We start from the raw sequence: 22739 nt of genomic DNA on the forward strand, positions 1-22739 counted from the left end.
CCAATTTGAGCTGCGGCGCCGTCGCGGGAATTATGCAGCGAAATCGTCGTCCCGCATGCCGGGCCGTCGCCCCTGGAGCGAGACATGAACGAAAGGCAGTACCCCGCCGCCGCCGCCGCTGCGCACGTCTATCTGTTCGCGACCTGCCTGGTCGACCTGTTCGTCCCCGAAGCGGGGCTCGACGCGGTCCGCCTGCTGGAGCGCGAAGGCCTGACCGTCCACTATCCGCGCGGCCAGAGCTGCTGCGGGCAGCCGGCCTACAGCAGCGGCAATCCCGACGAAGCGCGCCGCGTCGCGGCCGCGCAGCTCCACCTGTTCGCCGAACCATGGCCCGTGATCGTGCCGTCCGGCTCGTGCGCGGGCATGATCCGGCACCACTGGCCGGCGCTGTTCGCCGACGATCCGGTCCACGGTCCGAAGGCCCGCGCGATCGCGGAGCGGACCTACGAACTCGCCGAATTCCTCGTCCATGTGCTCGACGTACACGTCGACGCGGCCCCGGCCAACGCCGGGCCCGACGAGCGCGTCGTGCTGCACACGTCGTGCGCGGCGCGGCGCGAGATGGGCACGCGCGGGCACGGCGTCGCGCTCGTCGACGCGCTGCCGGGCGTGACGCGCATCGAACACGAACGCGAATCCGAATGCTGCGGCTTCGGCGGCACGTTCTCGCTGAAACATCCCGACATCTCCGGCGCGATGGTGCGCGACAAGGTCGCGTCGGCCTGCGCGACGGGCTGCGACCGGCTCGTGTCCGCGGACTGCGGCTGCCTGCTGAACATCGGCCACGCTGCGACCAAGGCCGGCGCGCCGCTGCCGGTCGAGCATCTCGCGAGCTTCCTGTGGCGGCGCACGGCCGGCGCCGCATCGCTGCGCGGAGGCAAGCGATGAGCGCGCGCGCCGCGATTCTCGCGCGCCTGCGCGCAGCCGCCCCGGGCGTCGCCGCGACGGCCGCCTCCGCGCTCGACGCGCGCATCGACACGCATTACGACACGCGCCGCGCGTCGGTCTCATACGATCCGCATACGCTCGCGCAGGCGATGCAGGCCGCGCTCGCCGCCTCGCATGCGGACGTCTGGTGCGCGACCGAAGACGCATGGCCCGCGCAGCTCGCCGCGCGTCTTGCCGACGCCGGCGTGTGCCGCCTGCTGCTCGACCCGGCCCGCGCCGAATCCGCGGCGCTCGCCCACGTGCTGCCCGGCACGATCGCGCCGGTGCCGTTCGACCGGCCGATCGACGCGTGGAAGGCCGAGCTGTTCGACACGATCGACGCGGGCTTCACCGTCGCGCGCTCGGGCATCGCGGCAACCGGCACCGTCGTGCTCGCGCCCGACGCCGGCACGCCGCGCACGGTGTCGCTGGTGCCGCCGCTGCATGTCGCGCTTGTCCACGCGAACACGCTGCATGCGGACCTGCACGCGGCCGTGCACGCGGAGCGCTGGCACGCCGGCATGCCGACCAACCTCGTGCTGGTGTCGGGCCCGTCGAAGACATCCGACATCCAGCAGACGCTCGCCTATGGCGCACACGGCCCGCGCCGCCTGTGGGTCGTGATCGTCACCGATGCCGCCGCCCGGCCGGCCGCAACCGCCAACGAGGACCTGCCGCGATGAGCGACCACACGCTGCAATTCGTCGCCCCCGGCGACTTCAAGGCCCGCGCGCGCGCCGCGCTCGACGATCCCGCGCTGCGCCGCAGCTTTCGTGGCGCGATGGACTTCCTGCAGGGCAAGCGCGCGACGCAGTTCCCCGACGACGCCGAGTTGCAGCAGCTGCGCGATCTCGGCGAAGCCGTGCGGCAGCATGCGCTCGCGCAACTGCCCGCGCTGCTCGAGCAACTGGAGACGAAGCTCGCCGAAGCCGGCGTGCACGTGCACTGGGCCGAGACGGCCGCCGACGCGAACGCGATCGTGCTCGGCATCGCACAGGCGAAGAAGGCGCGCCGCGTGATCAAGGGCAAGTCGATGGCGAGCGAGGAAATCGAGCTGAACCATTACCTCGCGGAGCACGGCGTCGACTGCATCGAGTCCGACATGGGCGAGTTCATCGTGCAGCTCGCGGGCGAGAAGCCATCGCATATCGTGATGCCGGCGATCCACAAGACGCGCGGCGACATCGCCGAACTGTTCGAGAAACACATCCCCGGCACGCGCTACACGGAGGACGTCGACGAGCTGATCCAGACCGGCCGGCGTGCGCTGCGCCGCGCGTTCGCGGAAGCCGACGTCGGCCTGTCCGGCGTGAACTTCGCGGCAGCCGACACGGGCACGCTATGGCTGGTCGAGAACGAAGGCAACGGCCGGCTCTCGACGACGGTGCCCGACACGCACATCGCGATCATGGGAATCGAGAAGGTCGTCGAGAAGCTCGAGCACATCGTGCCGCTGTCGAGCCTGCTCACGCGCTCGGCCACCGGCCAGGCGATCACGACTTACTTCAACCTGATCTCGGGCCCGCGCCGCGACGGCGAACGCGACGGCCCGCGCGAACTGCATCTCGTGCTGCTCGACAACGGCCGCACGCAGGCCTACGCGGACGAACAGCTGCGCGCGACGCTGCAGTGCATCCGCTGCGGCGCGTGCATGAACCACTGCCCCGTCTATACGCGCATCGGCGGCCACGCATACGGGACGACCTACCCGGGGCCGATCGGCAAGATCATCTCGCCGCACCTGCTCGGCCTCGACGCGACGGCCGACCTGCCGACCGCGTCGACGCTGTGCGGCGCATGCGGCGAGGTGTGCCCGGTGCGGATTCCGATCCCGCAGCTGCTCGTGCGGCTGCGCACCGAGGCGAACCGCAAGCCCGACGAACCGGTCACGCACCCGCTGCGCGGCCAGGGCGCGAACTACAGCCGCGCGGAAGACCTCGTGTGGCGCTTCTGGTCGGGCGCGTTCGCGCATCCGCGCGCGTACCGCGCGTTCCGCTGGGCCGCGACGCGCCTGCATGCGCTGACGCCCGCGAAACAGATGGGCTGGACGCAGCACCGCACGCCGCTCGAACCGGCGCCGCGCAGCCTGTCCGACCTGCTGCGCGCACGCGGCCAGCCCGAATAGCACCCCGCTTTACCCGCCAGTACCCATAGAGATACAGACACACAGATGGAGGAGACACCCATGCAGGTTTGGCATCAGATCTACACCCCGCTCGGCAGCCTCGGGCTGTCGGCATTCGTTGCCGCGATCCCGATCATGTTCTTTTTCGTCGCGCTGGCCGCGCTGCGGATGAAGGGCCACGTCGCCGCGGCGATCACGCTGCTGCTGTCGCTCGGCGTCGCGATCCTCGCGTACGGGATGCCCGTGCCGCAGGCGCTCGCGGCGGCCGGCTTCGGCTTCGCATACGGCCTGTGGCCGATCGCGTGGATCATCGTCGCGGCCGTGTTCCTGTACAAGATCGTCGTGAAGACCGGCCAGTTCGACATCATCCGCGCGTCCGTGCTGTCGATCACCGACGACCAGCGCCTGCAGATGCTGCTGATCGGCTTCTCGTTCGGCGCGTTCCTCGAAGGCGCGGCGGGCTTCGGCGCGCCCGTCGCGATCACGGCCGCGCTGCTCGTCGGCCTCGGTTTCAAGCCGCTGCATGCGGCCGGGCTGTGCCTGATCGCGAATACCGCGCCGGTCGCGTTCGGCGCGATGGGCATCCCGATCATCGTGGCCGGGCAGGTGACCGGCATCGACCCGTTCCACATCGGCGCGATGGCCGGCCGCCAGTTGCCGCTGCTGTCGCTCGCGGTGCCGTTCTGGCTGGTGTTCATGATGGACGGGCTGCGCGGCGTGCGGCAGACGTGGCCGGCCGCGCTCGTCGCGGGCGGCAGCTTCGCGCTCACGCAGTACTTCACGTCGAACCACATCGGGCCCGAGTTGCCGGACATCACGTCGTCGCTCGTCAGCCTCGTCGCGCTCGCGGCCTTCCTGAAGGTCTGGCAGCCGCGCACTGCGAGGCAGCCGGCAGGCGGGATCGTCGCGTCCGGCGGCGCTGCCGCGCTGGCCGGGTTCGGTGCAGGCGGCAACGGCTTCGGCACGGGCCCGAGCCGGCAGGCATCGCCGTACACGCTCGTGCAGACCGTGCGCGCGTGGTCGCCGTTCCTGATCCTGACGGCCGTCGTCACCGTGTGGAGCATCGCGCCGTTCAAGGCGCTGTTTGGCGCGCACGGCGCACTCGCATGGACCGTGCTGAAGTTCCATGTGGCGGGGCTCGACCAGCTCGTCGTGAAAACCGCGCCGATCGCCGCGACGCCGAAGGCGCTCGAAGCCGTGCTGAAGCTCGATCTCGTGTCGGCGGTGGGCAGCGCGATCCTCGTGACCGCGCTGATCTCGATGGCGCTGCTGAGGATGAAGCCGCGCGACGCGCTCGTCACGTTCGGCGAGACGCTGAAGGAGTTGACGCGCCCGATCCTGTCGATCGGCCTCGTGCTCGCGTTCGCGTTCGTCGCGAACTACTCGGGGATGTCGTCGACGCTCGCGCTGATGCTGGCCGCAACCGGCGCGGCGTTCCCGTTCTTCTCGCCGTTCCTCGGCTGGCTCGGCGTGTTCCTGACCGGCTCGGACACGTCGTCGAACGCGCTCTTCTGCTCGCTGCAGCAGGCCACGGCCCATCAGCTCGGCGTGCCCGAAACGCTCGCGGTGGCCGCGAACACGACGGGCGGCGTGACCGCGAAGATGATCTCGCCGCAGTCGATCGCGGTCGCGTGCGCGGCGACGGGCCTCGTCGGCAAGGAGTCGGAGCTGTTCCGCTTCACGGTGCGGCACAGCCTGCTGTTCGCGGTGATCATCGGGTTGATCACGCTCGCGCAGGCGTACGTGCTGCCGGGGATGGTGCCGTAAGCGGCGCGCAGGCCAAAAAGACAAAACCCCACGCCCGGAAGAGCGTGGGGTTTTTCTTTCAGCTTCACGATCGCCGGCGCTGGCCGGCGATCGGCGGCTCGATCAGCTGCCCTTCGCGATGCGATCCTCGATGTGCTGCGCACGGCTCGACGACGACGGGTGCGAGCTCATCATCGAGCTCTGGCCGCCGTCGAGCTTCGCAAGCTTCTGGAATGCGGTGACGAGGCCCTTCTGGCTCATGCTCTTCTGCTTCATCAGGTCGAACGAGTAGTCGTCCGCCGCGCTTTCCTGCGTCTGCGAGAACTGCGCGTTGATGAACTTCTCGGTGATGTCGCCGAGCTGCGAGCTCGACAGCGCCGCCACGCCCGGCGATGCCGCGCCGGCCGCGCTGCGCGCCGCGCTCACCGCGTAGGCCGTCTGCATCGCCTTCTTCGAGTGACCCAGTGCGACGTGGCCCATTTCATGGCCGATCACGCCGCGCAACTCGTCGTCGTTCATCATGTCCATCAGGCCGCTGTACACGCGCACGCAACCGTTGCCCATCGCCCACGCGTTGACGTCCTTGGTCATGTAGACCTTGTAGTTGACCTTCTGGCCGTTCAGCGTCATGTCGCCGAAGCCCTTCATCACCTTCGTCAGGCGCTTCGCGTACGCGCTGTTCGCCGGCGCGATCTTCGATTCGGCATCGCTGGACTTGCACGATTCGTTCGACAGCGCGGCGATATCGCTGTCCGACAGCGTCGCCGCCTTGTACAGGTTCGTCCCCGCCGACGTCAGGCTGTTCGCGTCAAGGCTCTGTACCCCACCGCATGCGCTCAACAGGAACGCCACGCCACACGCCGCCACCGCTTTCTTGAGTTGCATCCCGGAATCCCTCGATAGTTGTATTTGGAAGCGGGGATTTTGCATAATCCGGCAGGAAATTACCAGATGTTTACATCCGATGACACGTTCATTACTCAGAAAATTGGAATGAGACGGCGATCCGGAACGAAATTGAGGACAAAAAGAGACGCAATCGCCGCGATCGGGCGATGGCCAGGATCGAACCCGCGCACGCCGCTCAGGCCGCCTGGTCGCGGCGTCGCGTCAGCCGCCGCGCGACCAGCATCGGCAACCGCACCGCGAAGCCGGCGAAGAGCCGCAGGTGCATCCACGCGAGCAGCGCGTTGTCGCGGCCGTAGTGAAAGTGCGACACCCCCCCCTCGTGCCGGCCGAAATAGCGCACCGGCGCGTCGATGCGGATCGGGCGCACGCCGGCCCAGCACAGCCGCACGGCCGCCTCGGGATCGAAGTCGAAGCCGCGCATCCACGGCTGGCGGCGCATGATCGCCGCAAGCGGCGCGACCGGATACACGCGAAACCCGTACAGCGAATCGCCGATCCCGGCCCACAGCGTCTCGAGGTCGGCCCATGCGTTCGACAGCCGGCGCCCCTGCACGCGCAACTGCGGCGCGCTCGCATCGAACTTCGGCACGCCGAGCACCATCGCGTCGGGCGCGGCCTGCGACGCGGCCATGAACGCGGGAATCAGGTCGGCCGGATGCTGGCCGTCGGAATCCATCGTCAGCACGTGCGTGAAGCCGCTCGCGGCAGCCGCGTCGAGCCCCGCGAGTACCGCGGCGCCCTTGCCGCGATTCTCCGGCAGCACGATCACGCGCAATCCGGGATCGCGCTCGGCCATTGCCTGCAGCCGTTCGGCGCTGCCGTCGGTGCTGCCGTCGACGACGACCCACACCGGATTCCACTGCGCGCGGGCATTGCGCACGGTCGTGTCGACCTTGACGCCCGGGTTGTAGCTCGGGATCAGCACGAGATGGGTGGACGAGGCGTGCAGCTTGGACATGGAAACGGCCGATGGCGAAGACGGGGATCCTGACAAAAGTTTATGACTTGCCGGCGACCGTCGGCAGGCTTCGTCGACGCCTGCCGACGGTTGCCGGATCGTGAAGCTCTCGCGCCTCATGACAGCCACTCCACCGCATGACCCGCGCTGGCCTCGATCTCGACCAGCAGGTCGTCGCGGCACACGTCCGCATGGACGACGAGCGGCCGCACGCCGGGGCCGGCCGCATCGCGCAGCACGCGCTCGATCGCGGCCAGCGCCGCGGCATCGCCGGCGTCGCGCACGTAGACGCGATAGCTCAGGTCGGCGAGCGAGAACGGGCCATGCCCCTGCCGCGCGGCCTGCTCGAGCACGGCCGCGAGGTTCGCGACCGTCTCGCGCGTTTGCGCGACGACGTCGCCGTGATGCACGGTGCGGTGCCCGACGATGCTCGCGGTGCCCGACACGAACAGCACCGGTGCGGCGTCGCCGTCCGTCCACGCGGCGGCGCGCGCGAACGTCGGCGCACGCGGGCCGTACTGCGCCGGATAGTGATACGCGCTGACCTGGCGCGGGTTCTCGACGGAATCGGCCGGCGTGCGGCTCGCGAGGAAATGGATCGCGAGCGGCGCCGCCGGCGGCTCATCGCCCGCGACCGGCACGACCGAGCCGAGCGCGCACGCGGCCGGCACGCCGCCCGTCAGCGCACGGCGGCATGCGTCGAATGCGCGCTGACGGCCGATATTGAACTGACGATAGCGTTCGATCCCGAACTGCACCGCATTGATCGCCGGCACGGTATTCCAGATGCGCAGCGGATGCGGCATGCCGAGCGTATCGAGCAGATCGAACAGCGCGCGGTACGCATCGAACGTCGCGCATTCGAGCGGCGTGCCGCCGTCGCGCGGCACGCCGTGCGTCCCGTTCGTTTCGTACACGACGATGCTGCCGAATACGAGGCCCGCCGATTCGGAGTAGCGATAGTGCAGCGCGCCGCGCCGTTCGCTGCGCAGGTCGCGCGCGTTGCATTGCCAGATTTCGTACACCGCATCGCCCGGCGCGGCATCGGCACCGAGCAGCGCCATCGGCACCGGGACGACCGGCAGGTCGGGCGCGGCATCGGCCAGTATCCGCTCGGCCGCACGGGCATGAGATTCGGTTTGAGATTCGTCCTGCAACCCGGCCGCGCCGATGCACACCGCGCCCAGCGCACCGGGAAACGCGCGGTCGAATCCGTCGTTACGGATGCGCGCATCGTGCAGCAACGCGGCGAGCCGCGCATGGCTCATCTGGACGAGCCGCAGTGCGCGGTCGCCGCCGTGCGCGAGCGGCGCGGCGGGGGACGACAGGGAATACGGGCGCCGTTCGGCGGCGACTGGATGCACGGACACTTCGATTTCCTCACTATGCGGCACTGGCCACGCGGCATCGCGGCCCTGCGCCGCGTTGCGTTACGTCAGGCCGACGCTGCGCGCTTCGTCATGCGAGCCCGCCGTTGACGGACAACACCTGCCCCGTCACATAGGCCGCGGCGTCGGACACCAGATAGGCGACCATCGCCGCGACTTCGTCGGGCCGGCCCGCGCGCTGCGCGGGCACGAGCTGCTTGATACGTTCGGCGGGAAACGCCTGTTCGGCCATCGGCGATTCGATGATGCCGGGCGCGACCGCGTTCACGGTGATGCCGCGCGACGCGAGCTCCAGCGACAGCGACTTCGTCGCGCCGATCAGCCCCGCCTTCGCGGCCGCGTAATTGACCTGCCCACGATTGCCGGTCACGCCGGCCACCGACGCGATGTTGACGATCCGGCCGCGGCGCGTGCGGATCATCGGCAGCAGCAGCGGCTGCGTGACGTTGAAAAAACCGTTGAGCGTCACGTCGATCACGCTGTGCCACTGCCGGCGAGACATGCCGGCCATCGGCGCATCGTCGTGAATGCCCGCGTTGTTGACGAGGATCTGCACCGGCGTATCGTCGGCGAGCGGCGCCAGCGCGGCGAGCGTCGCATCGGCGTCGGTCACGTCGAACGCGATCGCGCGCGCGGTTCCGCCGGCCGCGACGATCTGCTGCGCGACCGCCTCCGCCTGCGCGAGATGGCGGTTCGCATGCACCCACACTTCATGGCCGGCCTGCGCGAGCGCCGCGCAGATCGCCTGCCCGAGTGCGCCGCTGCCGCCCGTCACGAGCGCCCGCATCGAATTGCTCCGTTCATCGCGTTCCACCTTGATCGACGCGGCGGCGTATCGTCTGACGATCGCCGCCGCGTGCCTTCATCACCTGCGCGCCGCGCCCGTGCGCGACGCCGTCACTTCGTGCGATGCGCGGCGACGTACGCAGCCAGTGCGCCGAGCGTCGCAAAGATCTTCTGGTTATCCGGATTGTCCGAGCGCAGTTCGAAGCCGTATTTCTTCGAGATCAGCAGCGCGATTTCCAGGATGTCGATGGAGTCGAGCCCGAAACCCTCGCCATACAGCGGGGTCCCGGCCGTCACTGTTTCGAGCGGGACGTCTTCGAGATTCAGTTCGCCGATGATCAGCGTGGCGAGCTCTTGTTCCAGTGCGTTCATCATGCGTGCGGGCAGGCGGACCATGGCAGCGGGAGGCGCCCGGAAACGGCAACTGTCGTGCACGCCCGGCGCGTGCAAATCTCCGTCCCTCCGGCGTCTGCCGGCGTCCCCGCCTGCGTTATTTGGGGATCGTTTGTAAAAGTTACGCGGATTCTAGACGAAGGTGTATCGGGCCGTATACCGCGAATGGTTACAGACTGGCGAGCCGGCGCCGCAGCGCGTTTCGGGACGCAAATGCACGAGACGCTTGAGCCGCTTTGGATGGATATGGACCGACCCCGCGAAACCGTTCGCCCGGTGCCATACAATCGGTTACAAAACCCGCTCGCGCCCGCCCCGAACACGCGGTGCAGCGGCCCTAAAATGAGCGTGCCCGACCACCGGCCCGGACCCGCGTCCCGGTCGCCATTCATATGATGTTTGACGGCCCGACCACCGCGTCCGGCCACGATCCGCCCGATGTCTCCAGTCATGCCGCGCCCGTCCTTGCGCTCCGTTCCGGTTCGCCCGTCCTCCAGCCGCTGCACCGCAGCGCAAGCCGGACGCGCAGGCTCGCGCCGCGCGCCCGGAGGCCATCGATGAGCCGGCTGCTGCCCGTCGCGCGCGGCGTCGCCGCGGTCGGCGCCGTCGCGGCCTACCAGGCCGGCGCGCACTACGCGGCCGCGACGCCCGGCGCGCACGGCTTCGGCCTCGCGATGGCGCTCGTGCCGCCGCTCCTGCTCGCGCTCGGCGCTGCGCTGCGCTCGCCAAAGCGCGCATGGCTCGTGCCGGCGTGGCTGCTTGCCGCCGCCGTGCTGTGGGCCGCGCGCGCACCGCTCGCCCGGCATTTCGAATGGGGCCTGTATCTGGAGCACGCGAGTTTCAACATCGCGATGGCGCTGCTGTTCGGCAGCACGCTCGCGGCGGGCAAGGTGCCGCTGTGCACGCGCTTCGCGACGATGATCCACGGCACGATCACGCCGGCCGTCGCGCGCTATACACGGCAGATCACCGTTGCGTGGACGCTGTTCTTCGTCGCGATCGCCGCCGTGTCGACGCTGCTGTTCGCGACCGCGCCGATCGTCACGTGGTCGACATTCGCGAACTACCTGTCGCTGCCGCTCGTCGCCGTGATGTTCGCCGCCGAGCATGCGTGCCGGCGCTTCGCGCTGCAGCACGAGCCGCGGCCGCGGATGGTCGACGCGGTGCGCGCGTATCGCGCGTCGACACACGCATCGCAGGCCTCACGATGAATTCACGACCGGCGCGGCGCCGCAACGCGGCCGCGCCGGCCTTCGCTCCCGTTTTTACCGATTTATGCCGACTCACCCGCTGGTATTCCACTCCTCGCCGGACCAGACGATCGCCTGGCGCGACGGCGCGCCCGTCACCGTGCGTGCGTTCGTCGCCGACGTCGCGCGCGTGGCCGCCGCGCTGCCCGCCGGCGCTCACGTGTTCAACGTGTGCCGCGACCGCTACCGCTTCGCGGTCAGCCTGTGCGCGGCGCTCGTCGCCGGCAAGGTGAGCCTGCTGCCGTCGACGCACACGCCGGAAATGGTCCGCCAGCTCGCGTCGTTCGCCCCGGACGCGTTCTGCCTGCACGACGCGCCCGACTGCGCGATCGACCTGCCGCGCTTCGCGTACCCCGATGCCGCACCGGGCGGCCTCGCCGGCGATGCGCCGTTCGCCGTGCCGCAGATCAACGCGGCGCGGATCATGGCCTACGTGTTCACGTCCGGCTCGACCGGCGCGCCGGTGCCGCACCGCAAGACCTGGGGCTTCCTGGTCGGCTGCGTGCGCGCGGCGGCCGACCGCCTCGGACTGCTCGACGGCCGCGCGGCCACGCTGATCGGCACGGTGCCCGCGCAGCATATGTACGGCTTCGAGTCGACGGTGCTGCTCGCGCTGATCGGCGGCCTCGCGTTCAGCAACCGCCAGCCGTTCTACCCGGTCGACATTCGCGACGAACTCGACGCGATCCCGCAGCCGCGCGTGCTCGTCACGTCGCCGATCCACCTGCGCGCGCTGCTGTCGGCCGGCCATGCGCTGCCGCGCGCGGCGCTCGTGCTGTCGGCCACCGCGCCGCTGTCGGAAAAGCTCGCATGCGAAGCCGAGGCCGCGCTCGACGCGCCGCTCGTCGAGATCTACGGCAGCACCGAGACCGGCCAGATCGCGACCCGCCGCACGTCGCAAGGCGCGACGTGGCAACTGTTCCCGGGCATCCGGCTCGACGCGCGCGACGAGCCGGATGCCGACGGTACGTGCGACGACGGCGGCCCGACCGTCTGGGTGTCGGGCGGGCACGTCGAGGCGTCCGTGCCGATGGGCGACGCGCTCGAACTGCTCGGCGACGGCCGGTTCCTGCTGCACGGCCGCAAGGCGGACCTCGTCAACATCGCCGGCAAGCGCACGTCGCTTGCGTACCTGAATCATCAGCTCAATGCGATTCCCGAGGTGATCGACGGCGTGTTCTTCATGCCCGACGAAGCCGCGCCGGCACACGCCGACGCAGGCCTCGAACCGGTCACGCGCCTCGTCGCGCTCGTCGTCGCGCCGACGCTCGCGGCGGCCGATCTGCAGCGCGCGCTGCGCGAGCGGATCGATCCCGCGTTCATGCCGCGCCCGCTCGTGTTCGTCGACGCGCTGCCGCGCAACGAAACGGGCAAGCTGCCGCGCGACGTGCTCGCCGCGCTCGTTGCGCAACACACGCGCGCCGCAGCCGCGCCGACGCCCGAACGCGACACGGCCGGCACGCCCGCGCCCGTGCTCGCATTCACGATTCCCGCCGACCATCCGGCGCTGCCCGGCCACTTCCCCGGCCATCCGGTCGTGCCGGGCGTCGTGCTGCTCGATCATGCGATCCACGCGATCGGCGCGGCGCTGAACCGTCCGCTGCACGCATGGCGGCTCGGCTCCGCGAAATTCCTGAGCCCGGTCGCACCCGGCGAACCGCTCGATCTCGCGTTCGACGCCGCGGCCAGCGGCGCGATCCGCTTCACGCTGCGCGCCGGGCCACGCGAGGTCGCAACCGGCGTACTGTCCGCGCCGCCGGCCGCGCAGGACGGCGCGCGGCCATGAAGCGCACCGCGTGGGCCGAACGCCAGGAGCGCAGCAACGCGGGCTTGCTGCGCGCGATGACGTGGATCTCGCTGCGCTTCGGCCGGCAGCGCGCGCGCGTCGTGCTGCATCTGATCGCGACGTATTTCGTGCTGTTCTCGCCGCTCGCGTGCGCGGCATCGCGCGACTACCTGCACCGCGTGCTCGGCCGCCCCGCGCGCTGGCGCGACGTGTACCGGCACGTGTTCACGTTCGCGGCGACGATCCACGACCGCATCTACCTGATGAACGGGCGCTTCGACCTGTTCGACATCCGGCTGCACGGCGAAACGCTCGTCGACGATGCGCTCGCGGGCGGACGCGGTGCGTTCCTGATGGGCGCGCATCTCGGCAGCTTCGAGGTCGTGCGCGCGATCGGCCGCACGCATCCGGACCTGCGCGTCGTCGTCACGATGTACGAGAAGAACGCGCGCAAGATCAACGCAACGCTCGCCGCGGTGAATCCCGCCGCGGTGCCTGAAGTGATCCCGCTCGGGCAGGTCGACTCGATGCTGAAGGTGCGCGAGCGCCTCGACGCGAACTGCATGGTCGGCATGCTCGCCGACCGCACGCTGCTCGACGACTCGGCCGCGTCGCTGCGGCGGCTGCCGCTGCTCGGCGCGCCGGCCGCGTTCCCGCTCGGCCCGCTCTACATGGCCGCGATGCTGCGGCGCCCGGTGATCTTCATGGCGGGCCTCTATCGCGACGGCAACCGCTACGACGTGCATTTCGAGACGCTCGCCGATTTCTCCGACGTGCGGCGCGACGCGCGCGCGGCGGCCGTCGACGCGGCGCTCGCGCGCTACGTCGCGCTGCTCGACAAGTACTGCCGCACGGCCCCGTACAACTGGTTCAACTATTTTGATTTCTGGCAAGCCGGCGATGCCGCGGCCGCGCGCCGCGACGCGGCGCACGCCGGTGCCGACCTGCCCGCCACGAGGGATTCCGACGCATGACCGCCGTTCGCCGCTTTCCGCCCCGCCGCCTGCCCCCGTTCCCGCCCGCACTGCATCGTGCCGTCCGCACGCTCGCCGTCGCGATCGCGGCAACTGCTGCCGTGATCGCGCTGGCCGTGCCCGCGCAGGCAGCCGACACGGGTTCGACGTGGAGCCTCGACCGGCTGATGTCGACGCTCGCGCAGCACAAGTCGGGGCGCGCGACGTTCACCGAGACCAAGTACCTGTCGATCGCCACGCAGCCGGTCGAATCGTCCGGCGAACTCGTGTTCGTCGCGCCCGACCATCTCGAGAAGCACACGCTGAGCCCGAAGCCCGAACACCTCGTCGTCGACGGCGACATGCTCACCGTCGAGCGCAACAACCGCAAGTACACGCTCGCGCTCGCGCGCTATCCGGAACTCGGCGCGTTCATCGACAGCATCCGGGCGACGCTCGCCGGCAACCGATTCGCGCTCGAGCAAATCTACAAGGTCGCGCTCGCCGGGCGCGGCGACGACTGGACGCTGACGCTCACGCCGCTCGACTCGCGGATGCTGAAGGTCGTCAGCACGATCACGCTCGACGGCACGCGCGACGTGTTGCGCAGCGTCGCGATCCGGCAGGCCGACGGCGATCGTTCGGTGATGCGCCTGCAACCCGTTCCGGCGAACCCGAACTGATGGACGAACGCATCCGGCCCTCGCCCGTCAGCCGTCGCCTGCATGCGTTGCGGCAGCGCGCGGTGCTCGTGTGGCTGCTCGCGCTCGTCGCGTGCGGCATCGCGATCGGGCGCGCGCACTTCACGGCCGACCTGTCCGCATTCCTGCCCGGCTCGCCGAGCGCCGGGCAGCGCGTGCTCGTCGACCAGTTGCGCGACGGCATCGTGTCGCGGCTGATCCTGGTCGCGATCGACGGCGGCGATGCCGCCACGCGCGCCGCGCTGTCGCGGCGCGTCGCCGGCGCGTTGCGCGCCGATCCGCGGTTCGCGGCCGTTCATAACGGCGAAGCCGCGAACGACGCGCGCGACCGGCAATTCATCTTCGACCACCGCTACCTGCTGAGCCCGGCGGTCACGCCGCGGCGCTTCAGCGCCGACGGCCTGCACCAGGCGCTCGGCGACAGCCTCGACCTGCTGAGCTCGTCGGCCGGCCTCGTGGCCAAGGCGATGCTGCCGCGCGACCCGACCGGCGAAGTCGCCGCGCTCGTCGACCAGCTCGACAGCGCGGCGGAACCGGCCAGCCGCGACGGCGTGTGGGCGTCGCACGACGGCACGCGCGCGGTGCTCGTCGTGCAGACGGCCGCCGCCGGCTCCGATACCGACGCGCAGGCCCGCGCGATCGACGCGGTGCGCCGCGCGTTCGCCGCCGCCAAGCTGGCCGTGCCGGACGCGGCCGCCGCCACGCTCGCGATGACGGGCCCCGGCGTGTTCTCGGTCGACATGCGCGACACGATCCGGCACGACGTCGAACGGCTGTCGACGGCGAGCGTCGTGCTGATCGTCGCGCTCCTGCTGACGCTGTACCGCTCGCCGCGCACGCTCGCGCTCGGGTTGCTGCCGGTGCTGACGGGCGTCGCGGCGGGAATCGCGGCGGTCAGCGTCGCGTTCGGCACGGTCCATGGGCTGACGCTCGGCTTCGGCACAACGCTGATCGGCGAAGCCGTCGACTATTCCATCTACCTGTTCGTGCAATCGGCGCAGGCCGGCACGCGCGGCGCCGTGCGCCCGGCCGACGCGACGCGCGCGTGGCTCGCCGCGTACTGGCCGACGATCCGGCTCGGCGTGCTGACGTCCGTGTGCGGTTTCGCGTCGATGCTGTTCTCCGGATTCCCGGGCCTGGTGCAGCTCGGGCTGTATTCGATCGCCGGGCTGACGGCCGCCGCGCTCGTCACGCGCTTCGTGCTGCCGCACCTGCGCGGCGAGCATGTCGCGATCCGCGACGTGTCGCGCGTCGGCGCCGTGCTCGCGCGCGCGGCCGACGCCGCGCCGCGGCTGCGCTGGCCGCTCGCCGCGCTCGTGGTCGCCGCGCTCGCGACGCTCGTACTGCATCGCGACGGACTGTGGAGCCGCGAGCTCGCCGCGCTCAGCCCCGTGCCGGCGCAAGCCCAGGCGCTCGACGCACGGCTGCGCGCCGATGTCGGCGCGCCCGACGTGCGCTATCTCGTCGTGATTTCCGCGCCGACCGAACAGGCCGCGCTCGAACGCGCGGAACGGGTCGCCGCGCAGTTGCAGCCGCTCGTCGAGCGCGGCGCGCTCGCGGGTTTCGAAAGCCCCGCGCGCTACCTGCCGAGCGACGCCGCGCAGCGCGCGCGCCAGGCGAGCCTGCCGGATGCGGACGCGCTCGCCGCGCGGATGCGCGACGCCGTCGCGAATCAGCCGATCGCGGTAAAACCCGGCCTGTTCGCACCGTTCATCGCCGATGTCGAGGCCACGCGCCACGCGCCGCTGCTGACGCGCGCCGACTTGCGCGGCACGTCGATGGCGCTCGCCGTGGACGCGCTGCTGACCGAACGCGAGGGCCGCTGGAGCGCGATGCTGCCGCTGCGCGCGCCGGACGCCGCGCGCACCGCGCAGCCGGCGCCGGGGCTCGACGCGACGCCGGTTCGCGCGGCCGTCGCGCGCGCGGGCGTGCCCGATGCGCTGTTCGTCGACATGAAGGCCGAAGCCGATCGCCTGTACGTGAGCTACGTGCACGAAGACATCCGGCTGTCGCTCGCGGGTTTTGCCGCGATCGCCGTGCTGCTGTTGATCGCATTGCGCTCGCCGCGCCGCGTCGTGCGCGTGCTCGCGCCGCTCGTCGCGGCCGTGCTGGTCGTGACGGCCGGCTTCGCGCTCGCCGGCGTGCAACTGACGATCCTGCACCTCGTCGGCATGCTGCTGATCGTCGCGGTCGGCTCGAACTACGCGCTGTTCTTCTGCAAGCGCGACGACGCGCAACCCGTCACGCCGACCACGCTCGTGTCGCTGCTGATCGCGAACCTCGCGACGGTCGCCGGCTTCGGGCTGCTCGCGCTGTCGCACGTGCCGCTGCTCGAAACCTTCGGGCTGACCGTCGGCCCGGGCGCGATGCTCGCGCTCGCATTCGCGGCGATTCTCGCGCCGCGCGCAGCCGCCGCGCCCGGCAATCGTCATCCAGGAAGCCGCGCATGAACGCACCGTCATCCGTCCCGCCCCGTCGTGCCGGCGATACGCGCCGCTGGAAGCCGACCCCGCTGATCGCGGGCACGGCCGCGCTGCATGCGGGCGCGGCCGCCGCCGTCGTCGCGCAGCCGGGCGCGTGGCCGTGGGCCGTCGGTGGCGTGGTCGCGTCGCATCTCGCGCTGACCGCAGCCGGCCTGTGGCCGCGCAGCACGCTGCTCGGCCCGAACTGGACACGCCTGCCGGCGAGCGCCGGCCGCCGGATCGCACTGACGATCGACGACGGCCCGGACCCGGACGTCACGCCGCGCGTGCTCGACCTGCTCGACCGTTACGACGCGCGTGCGACGTTCTTCTGCATCGGCGATCTCGCGCGCCGCCATCCGCGGTGGATCGAAGCGATCGTCGCGCGCGGTCACGCGGTCGAGAACCACAGCCAGCGGCACCGCCATACGTTCTCGCTGTCGGGGCCCGCCGCGCTGCGGCGCGAGATCGCGGCCGCGCAGCAGACGCTGACCGAGATCGCCGGTACGCGCCCGCTGTTCTTCCGCGCACCGGCCGGCCTGCGCAATCCGTTTCTCGAACCGGTGCTGTGCGAGCTCGGCCTGCAGCTTGCGAGCTGGACGCGCCGCGGCTTCGACACGCGCGCGCGCGATGCCGCGACCGTTACGCGCCGCCTGCTGCACGGCCTCGCACCGCGCGACATCCTGCTCGTGCACGACGGCCACGCGGCGCGCGACGCGCGCGGCGAGCCGGTCGTGCTCGACGTGCTGCAAGCGGTGCTGCGCGCGGCCGACGACGCGCGGTTGCACTGGACCACGCTGCGCGCGGCGCTCGCGCCCGAACCGCCGGGCGGCCCGCGCGCGCCGGGTGGCTCGGCACCCCCGTTTGATAAAATCTGACCTCGAACGGCGCGCCTGCCAGCCCTGCTGCGGCGCCCGTTCCGGCCACCGGATGCGACCCTCGTGAAACCTCTCCTGCTCTCGCACTTCACCGCCACCAGTTGCATCGGCCACGGCCTCGACGCGACCCTCGATGCACTGCGCCATGCGCGCGGCGGGCTCGTGCCGTGCAACTTCGAGCGCGCGGATCTCGACACGTGGATCGGTGCGGCGGACGGCGTCGATGCGCAACCCGTACGCGCGGACCTCGCCGACTTCGACTGCCGCAACAATCGCCTCGCGCAGCTCGGCCTCGCGCAAGACGGCTTCGACGCAAGCGTCGCGGCGGCCGTGGCACGCCATGGCGCGGCGCGCGTCGGCGTGTTCGTCGGCACGAGCACGGCCGGCATCCTCGAGACCGAGCGCGCGTACCAGCGCCGCGATCCGGCGAGCGGCGCGCTGCCCGCCGACTTCCACTATGCGCACACGCACAACCCGTATTCGCCGGCCGCGTTCGTGCGCGCGTATTTCGCGCTGCGCGGGCCGGCGATGGCGATCTCGTCCGCGTGCTCGTCCGGCGCGAAGGTGTTCGGCTCCGCGCGGCGCATGATCGAGGCCGGGTTGATCGACGCGGCCGTCGTCGGCGGCGTCGATTCGCTGTGCCTGACGACGCTGTACGGCTTCAATTCGCTCGAACTGCTGTCGCGCCGGCCATGCCGGCCGTTCGACGTCGCGCGCGACGGCATCTCGATCGGCGAGGCCGCCGCGTTCGCGCTCGTCGAGCGCGTGCCCGAGCCGCCCGCCGCGCTCGACGGCAACGCGATCCTGCTGCTCGGCATCGGCGAATCGAGCGACGCGCATCACATGTCGTCGCCGCATCCGGAAGGGCTCGGCGCGCGCGTCGCGATCGAGCAGGCGCTCGCGTGCGCCGGCCTCGGTGCGCACGACATCGACTACGTGAACCTGCATGGCACCGCGACGCCGAGCAACGATGCGGCCGAAAGCCGCGCGCTCGGCACGCTGTTCGCCAGCACGCCGTGCAGCTCGACGAAGGGCGCGACCGGCCATACGCTCGGCGCGGCGGGCGCGCTCGAAGCGGTCGTCGCCGCGCTCGCGCTGCGCGAGCAGTTCGTGCCGGCCGGCGTCAACACGACACAACCCGACCCTGCGCTGGCCGCCGACTACGTGCTCGCGAGCCGCGAGTCGCGCGTGCGCGCCGTCCTCTCCAATTCGTTCGGCTTCGGCGGCACGAATTGCAGCCTGATCCTCGGCCGCGCCGACCACGCACGCCGTTGAGGCCCGACATGACACTCACCGCCTTCATCGAAAGCATCGGCCTCGTCGGGCCGGGATTGAACGACTGGCCGCACGCGGCCGACGTGCTCGCGGGCCGTGTACCCTATGTGCCCGCCCGTACCGAGTTGCCGCCGCCGGCCGGCCTGCCGTCGGCCGAGCGCCGCCGCACGGGCCCCGTCGTACGCGTCGCGCTCGCGGTCGGCCACGAGGCGGCGGCCGCGAGCGGACGCGATGCGGCCACGCTCGCGACCGTGTTCAGCGCGTCCGGCGGCGACGGCCAGAACTGCCACGCGATCTGCGAAGCCCTTGCCGGCGACGATCGCCAGCTATCGCCGACCCGCTTCCACAACTCCGTGCACAATGCGCCGGCCGGTTACTGGAGCATCGCGGCCCGCGCGATGGCGACGTCGAACGTGCTGTGCGCGCACGACGGCAGCTTTGCCGCGGGCCTGCTCGAGAGCCTGTGCCAGGTCGTCGTCGATCGCGTGCCGAGCCTGCTGATCGCCTACGACACCGACTATCCGGAACCGCTGCGCGCGGTGCGGCCGATCGGCGACGCATTCGGCGTCGCGCTCGTGCTCGCGCCCGAAGCGAGCGAACGCGCGCTCGCCCGTATCGACGTACAGCTCACCGACGCGCCGGCCACGACGCTCGCGAATGCCGAACTCGACGCGCTGCGCACCGGCAATCCGGCCGCGCGCGTGCTGCCGCTGCTCGACGCGCTCGCCGCGCGGCGTTCGATGCGCGTCGTGCTCGACTACCTGGCCGATACGCGCGTGCAGGTCGATATCGCGATGCCGGATACCGTTGCGGAGCGCGCATGATGGCTGAAACGATCACGTTGACGCCGCCGCTCGACCACGCGTGGATCGCCGCGCACATTCCGCACGGCGGCGCGATGTGCGTGCTCGATACGGTCGATGCGTGGGATGCCGAACGCATCCGTTGCACCGCGACGAGCCACCGCGATCCGCACAATCCACTGCGCTCGCACGGCCGGCTCGCATCGGTCTGCGGCATCGAATACGCGGCGCAGGCGATGGCCGTGCACGGCGCGCTGCTCGGCGTGCACGAAGCGCACCCGCGCGTCGGCTATCTCGCGAGCGTGCGCAATGTCGACGCGTTCGTCGACCGGCTCGACACGTTCGAGCAGCCGCTCACCGTCGACGCGGAACGCGTGAGCGGCGACGGCCGTTCGGTGCTGTACGGCTTCGCGCTGCGCTGCGGCGATCGCGTGCTGCTGTCCGGCCGCGCCGCGGTGATGCTCGACGCATCGACGGGCGGCGCGTTTCGCCCGGCGCCTGCCGGCAATGCGAATCCTCGATGAAGCTATTTACCCAAGGAAACCAGGTCGTGAAAGTTCGTCAGTTCATTGGCACCGCGCTCGTTCTGGCGCTGATCAGCCCGATCGCGCACGCGGACATGTCGGAAGTAAAACAGGACATCAAGCGCGATTCGAAGGAAGCCGCGCACAAGACCGGCGAGGCGGCCCGCAGCTTCGGTCACGCGACCGCGAGCGCCGCGAAGTCGGTCGGGCACGGGGTCGCCCACGCGTCGCGCGAGGGGTGGGACGCCACCAAGCGCACGACGAAGCGGATCTTCCACAAGAACGACTCGGGCGAGTCGGGCAGCAAGAGCGAAAAGAGCGATTGAGCACACGCATCGCGCGCCTCACCGACTGCATGCGCGCGATGCGTGACCGCTCGTCGATCGTGACGCGTCAACGCCGCGCTACCGCCGCCGTCAACGCGCGGCGCGCATCCGGCGTGCCCGCCTCGCCGGCCCGCGCGCGATGCACTTGCCGTACGCGACGAGCCAGCAATCGCGATGATCGAAGTTCCGCAGCAGCCGCGCGCGGCGCCGCTCGAGCCAGTAGAGCGAGATCGCCATCGTCAGCGCGACGGCCAGTGCCGAGCCGCCGATCGCGAGTCCCATCCAGGTGTCGCCCATGCCTTCTCCGGAATGCGGGGCCGAAGCGGCGCGCCTGCCGCCGCTTCGGCACTGGATACAGCGGAACGCGGCCCGGCACGTTCGCGAATGCCGTCCGGGCCGCCGCGCGTCAGTGCATGTGCTGGCCGCCGTTGATCGCGATGTTGGAGCCCGTCACGAAGCCGGCCTCCTCCGAGCACAGGTAAGCGACCAGCGCCGCGACTTCCTCGGGCTTGCCGAGCCGGCCCGCCGGAATCTGCGGGAGGATCTTCGTGTCGAGGATCTCCTGCGGGATCGCCGTGACCATCTTCGTCGCGAGGTAGCCCGGCGACACCGTATTCACCGTCACGCCCTTGCGCGCGACTTCCAGCGCGAGCGATTTCGTGAAGCCGTGCATGCCGGCCTTCGCGGCCGCGTAGTTGGTCTGGCCGACCGAACCCTTCGAGCCGTTCACCGACGAGATGTTGACGATGCGACCCCAGCCGCGCTCGACCATGCTCTCGCAGACAGGCTTCGTCATGTTGAACACGGAGTCGAGGTTCGTGCGGATCACCGCATCCCAGTTGACCTTGTCGAGCTTGCGCAGCGTCATGTCGCGCGTGATGCCCGCATTGTTCACGAGAATGTCGACCGGGCCGACCTCCCGCACGATCTTCTCGATACATTGCTGGCACGAGTCGTAATCGGCCACGTCCACCGGGTACGCATGGAACTCGCGGCCGGCCGCGTGCATCTCGGTCAGCCAGCGGTCCGCGCCGGTGTTGTTCGGCGAATACGTGACGACTACCTGGTGGCCCGCGTCGTTCAACCTGATGCTGACCGCTTCGCCGAGGCCGCCCATTCCACCTGTCACAACTGCAATTCGCTTAGTCATACTATTTATTACCGACAAAAAAGTAATCGATGAAAGCGGGGCGACGGCATCGCACATGCTGCCGCCCCACCGCTTCGATGCGCAGCCGCCCGCGTCGCGGGCGCGGCACGCACCGGAACCTCGCGCTTGTTGTTGGCTGCCTGTCGCGCGCGAAAACCGCTTTGCCCGCCTGCGGTGCCTGCCGGCGCCACGGGCGAACCATGTCGTCAGACCCTGCTCAGACGCGCTCGACCGCGAGCGCGACGCCCATCCCGCCGCCGATGCACAGCGACGCCAGCCCGCGCTTCGCATCGCGCTTGGCCATCTCGTGCAGCAGCGTCACCAGGATCCGGCAGCCCGACGCGCCGATCGGGTGACCGATCGCGATCGCACCGCCGTTCACGTTCACCTTCGACGTGTCCCAGCCCATCTGCTTGTGCACCGCCAGCGCCTGCGCCGCGAACGCCTCGTTGATCTCCATCAGGTCCAGGTCGCCCGGCGTCCAGCCCGCGCGCTCCAGGCACCGCCGCGATGCCGGCACCGGCCCCATCCCCATCACGCTCGGATCCACACCCGCGTTCGCGTACGCCTTGATCCGCGCCAGCGGCGTCAGGCCCAGCGCCGCCGCCTTCTGCGCCGACATCACCAGCACCGCCGCCGCGCCGTCGTTCAGCCCCGACGCATTCGCCGCCGTCACCGTGCCTTCCTTCGAGAACGCCGGCTTCAGCCCCGCCAGCGATTCCGCCGTCACGCCGTGACGCACGAATTCATCCGTCGCGAACTGCAGCGACTCGCCCTTGCGTTGCGGAATCGACACCGGCACGATCTCGTCGTCGAAGCGACCGGCCTTCTGCGCCGCTTCCGCCTTGTTCTGCGACAGCGCCGCGAACGCGTCCTGCTCGTCGCGCGTGATCCCGTATTCCTTCGCGACGTTCTCCGCCGTGATGCCCATGTGGTACTGGTTGTACACGTCCCACAGCCCGTCGACGATCATCGTGTCGACCAGCTTCGCGTCGCCCATCCGGAACCCGTCGCGCGAGCCCGGCAGCACGTGCGGCGACGCGCTCATGTTCTCCTGGCCGCCCGCGATCACGATCTCCGCATCGCCCGCGACGATCGCATTCGCCGCCAGCATCACGGCCTTCAGGCCCGAGCCGCACACCTTGTTGATCGTCATCCCCGGCACTGCCGCCGGCAGCCCGGCCTTGATCAGCGACTGCCGCGCCGGGTTCTGCCCCGAGCCGGCCGTCAGCACCTGGCCCATGATCACTTCGCTGACCTGATCGGGCTTCACGCCCGCACGCTCCAGCACCGCGCGGATCACCGTCGCGCCCAGCTCCGGCGCCGCAATCTTCGCAAGCGAGCCGCCGAATTTGCCGACCGCGGTCCGCGCGGCCGATACGATCACTACGTCCGTCAT

At 70.6% G+C, this 22739-nt stretch carries 22 protein-coding genes; 14 read left to right on the plus strand and 8 right to left on the minus strand.

Annotation, left to right across the window (positions count from 1 at the left end):
* The first annotated feature begins 84 nt into the window (after positions 1 to 84).
* Genes BFF94_RS31450 through BFF94_RS31465 form a run of 4 tightly spaced genes read left to right on the plus strand, consistent with a single transcriptional unit; the run spans position 85 to position 4819 of the window.
* Positions 85 to 888 carry a (Fe-S)-binding protein gene (locus tag BFF94_RS31450; protein ID WP_219140211.1) on the plus strand — a complete coding sequence of 268 codons (804 nt, stop codon included), beginning with the start codon at positions 85 to 87 and terminating at the stop codon, positions 886 to 888.
* A complete protein-coding gene (locus tag BFF94_RS31455; RefSeq protein WP_219140212.1) occupies positions 885 to 1610 on the plus strand; it encodes a LutC/YkgG family protein in 726 nt (241 codons plus the stop codon). The genes BFF94_RS31450 and BFF94_RS31455 overlap by 4 nt, the downstream gene beginning before the upstream one ends.
* Complete coding sequence (locus BFF94_RS31460) at positions 1607 to 3052, plus strand: LutB/LldF family L-lactate oxidation iron-sulfur protein (protein WP_128842708.1); 1446 nt, start codon at positions 1607 to 1609, stop codon at positions 3050 to 3052. The genes BFF94_RS31455 and BFF94_RS31460 overlap by 4 nt, the downstream gene beginning before the upstream one ends.
* A 60-nt stretch (positions 3053 to 3112) precedes the next feature.
* Positions 3113 to 4819, plus strand: coding sequence for a lactate permease LctP family transporter (locus BFF94_RS31465; RefSeq protein ID WP_128842707.1), 1707 nt, complete (start codon positions 3113 to 3115; stop codon positions 4817 to 4819).
* 102 nt (positions 4820 to 4921) lie between these two features.
* Here BFF94_RS31465 and loiP read toward each other — a convergent pair whose 3' ends face one another.
* The 5 genes from loiP to BFF94_RS31490 form a co-directional block, all read right to left on the minus strand.
* Entirely contained in the window at positions 4922 to 5683 is a 762-nt protein-coding gene (loiP, locus tag BFF94_RS31470; RefSeq protein WP_128842706.1) for a metalloprotease LoiP, read from the minus strand.
* 199 nt (positions 5684 to 5882) lie between these two features.
* Complete coding sequence (locus tag BFF94_RS31475) at positions 5883 to 6665, minus strand: glycosyltransferase family 2 protein (protein WP_219140213.1); 783 nt, start codon at positions 6663 to 6665, stop codon at positions 5883 to 5885.
* Positions 6666 to 6781: 116 nt separating this feature from the next.
* Positions 6782 to 8035: a chorismate transformation FkbO/Hyg5 family protein gene (locus BFF94_RS31480; RefSeq protein ID WP_219140214.1), complete on the minus strand. Its 1254-nt coding sequence runs from the start codon at positions 8033 to 8035 to the stop codon at positions 6782 to 6784.
* Positions 8036 to 8123: 88 nt separating this feature from the next.
* Positions 8124 to 8840: a 3-oxoacyl-ACP reductase FabG gene (gene fabG, locus BFF94_RS31485; RefSeq protein ID WP_219140215.1), complete on the minus strand. Its 717-nt coding sequence runs from the start codon at positions 8838 to 8840 to the stop codon at positions 8124 to 8126.
* 110 nt (positions 8841 to 8950) lie between these two features.
* The gene (locus tag BFF94_RS31490) at positions 8951 to 9235 is read right to left on the minus strand and encodes a phosphopantetheine-binding protein (protein WP_128848640.1); all 285 of its coding nucleotides are present in this window, start codon (positions 9233 to 9235) and stop codon (positions 8951 to 8953) included.
* A 554-nt stretch (positions 9236 to 9789) separates the two neighbouring features.
* Between BFF94_RS31490 and BFF94_RS31495 the strand changes: the two genes are divergently transcribed.
* The 10 genes from BFF94_RS31495 to BFF94_RS31540 all read left to right on the plus strand — a co-directional run bounded on the left by BFF94_RS31495 (position 9790) and on the right by BFF94_RS31540 (position 20190).
* Complete coding sequence (locus BFF94_RS31495; RefSeq protein ID WP_219140216.1) at positions 9790 to 10443, plus strand: COG4648 family protein; 654 nt, start codon at positions 9790 to 9792, stop codon at positions 10441 to 10443.
* Positions 10444 to 10507: 64 nt separating this feature from the next.
* A complete protein-coding gene (locus tag BFF94_RS31500) occupies positions 10508 to 12268 on the plus strand; it encodes an AMP-binding protein (RefSeq protein WP_219140217.1) in 1761 nt (586 codons plus the stop codon).
* Positions 12265 to 13242, plus strand: a complete 978-nt coding sequence (locus BFF94_RS31505; protein ID WP_219140218.1) for a lysophospholipid acyltransferase family protein — start codon at positions 12265 to 12267, stop codon at positions 13240 to 13242. Before BFF94_RS31500 ends, BFF94_RS31505 begins: the two co-directional genes overlap by 4 nt.
* The gene (locus BFF94_RS31510) at positions 13239 to 13904 is read left to right on the plus strand and encodes an outer membrane lipoprotein carrier protein LolA (protein ID WP_128848232.1); all 666 of its coding nucleotides are present in this window, start codon (positions 13239 to 13241) and stop codon (positions 13902 to 13904) included. Before BFF94_RS31505 ends, BFF94_RS31510 begins: the two co-directional genes overlap by 4 nt.
* On the plus strand, positions 13904 to 16372 hold the full coding sequence (locus tag BFF94_RS31515; protein ID WP_219140219.1) for an MMPL family transporter: 2469 nt from the start codon (positions 13904 to 13906) through the stop codon (positions 16370 to 16372). The genes BFF94_RS31510 and BFF94_RS31515 overlap by 1 nt, the downstream gene beginning before the upstream one ends.
* A complete protein-coding gene (locus BFF94_RS31520; RefSeq protein ID WP_219140220.1) occupies positions 16369 to 17262 on the plus strand; it encodes a polysaccharide deacetylase family protein in 894 nt (297 codons plus the stop codon). The genes BFF94_RS31515 and BFF94_RS31520 overlap by 4 nt, the downstream gene beginning before the upstream one ends.
* 63 nt (positions 17263 to 17325) lie before the next feature.
* Entirely contained in the window at positions 17326 to 18537 is a 1212-nt protein-coding gene (locus BFF94_RS31525) for a beta-ketoacyl-[acyl-carrier-protein] synthase family protein (RefSeq protein WP_219140221.1), read from the plus strand.
* An 8-nt stretch (positions 18538 to 18545) separates the two neighbouring features.
* A complete protein-coding gene (locus BFF94_RS31530; protein WP_219140222.1) occupies positions 18546 to 19361 on the plus strand; it encodes a beta-ketoacyl synthase chain length factor in 816 nt (271 codons plus the stop codon).
* Positions 19361 to 19864 (plus strand): hotdog family protein, encoded by a 504-nt coding sequence (locus tag BFF94_RS31535; protein WP_219140225.1) that lies wholly within the window; start codon positions 19361 to 19363, stop codon positions 19862 to 19864. The genes BFF94_RS31530 and BFF94_RS31535 overlap by 1 nt, the downstream gene beginning before the upstream one ends.
* Positions 19865 to 19890: 26 nt before the next feature.
* On the plus strand, positions 19891 to 20190 hold the full coding sequence (locus BFF94_RS31540) for a hypothetical protein (protein ID WP_246637463.1): 300 nt from the start codon (positions 19891 to 19893) through the stop codon (positions 20188 to 20190).
* A gap of 90 nt (positions 20191 to 20280) precedes the next feature.
* Here BFF94_RS31540 and BFF94_RS31545 read toward each other — a convergent pair whose 3' ends face one another.
* The 3 genes from BFF94_RS31545 to BFF94_RS31555 form a co-directional block, all read right to left on the minus strand.
* Positions 20281 to 20487, minus strand: coding sequence for a hypothetical protein (locus BFF94_RS31545; RefSeq protein ID WP_219140223.1), 207 nt, complete (start codon positions 20485 to 20487; stop codon positions 20281 to 20283).
* A 109-nt stretch (positions 20488 to 20596) separates the two neighbouring features.
* A complete protein-coding gene (gene phbB / locus BFF94_RS31550; RefSeq protein WP_128847183.1) occupies positions 20597 to 21340 on the minus strand; it encodes an acetoacetyl-CoA reductase in 744 nt (247 codons plus the stop codon).
* Positions 21341 to 21557: 217 nt separating this feature from the next.
* A partial coding sequence (locus BFF94_RS31555) for an acetyl-CoA C-acetyltransferase (RefSeq protein ID WP_219140224.1) occupies positions 21558 to 22739 on the minus strand: 1182 nt, incomplete at its 5' end.

It is taken from the genome of Burkholderia catarinensis, assembly GCF_001883705.2.
GTDB lineage: Bacteria > Pseudomonadota > Gammaproteobacteria > Burkholderiales > Burkholderiaceae > Burkholderia > Burkholderia catarinensis.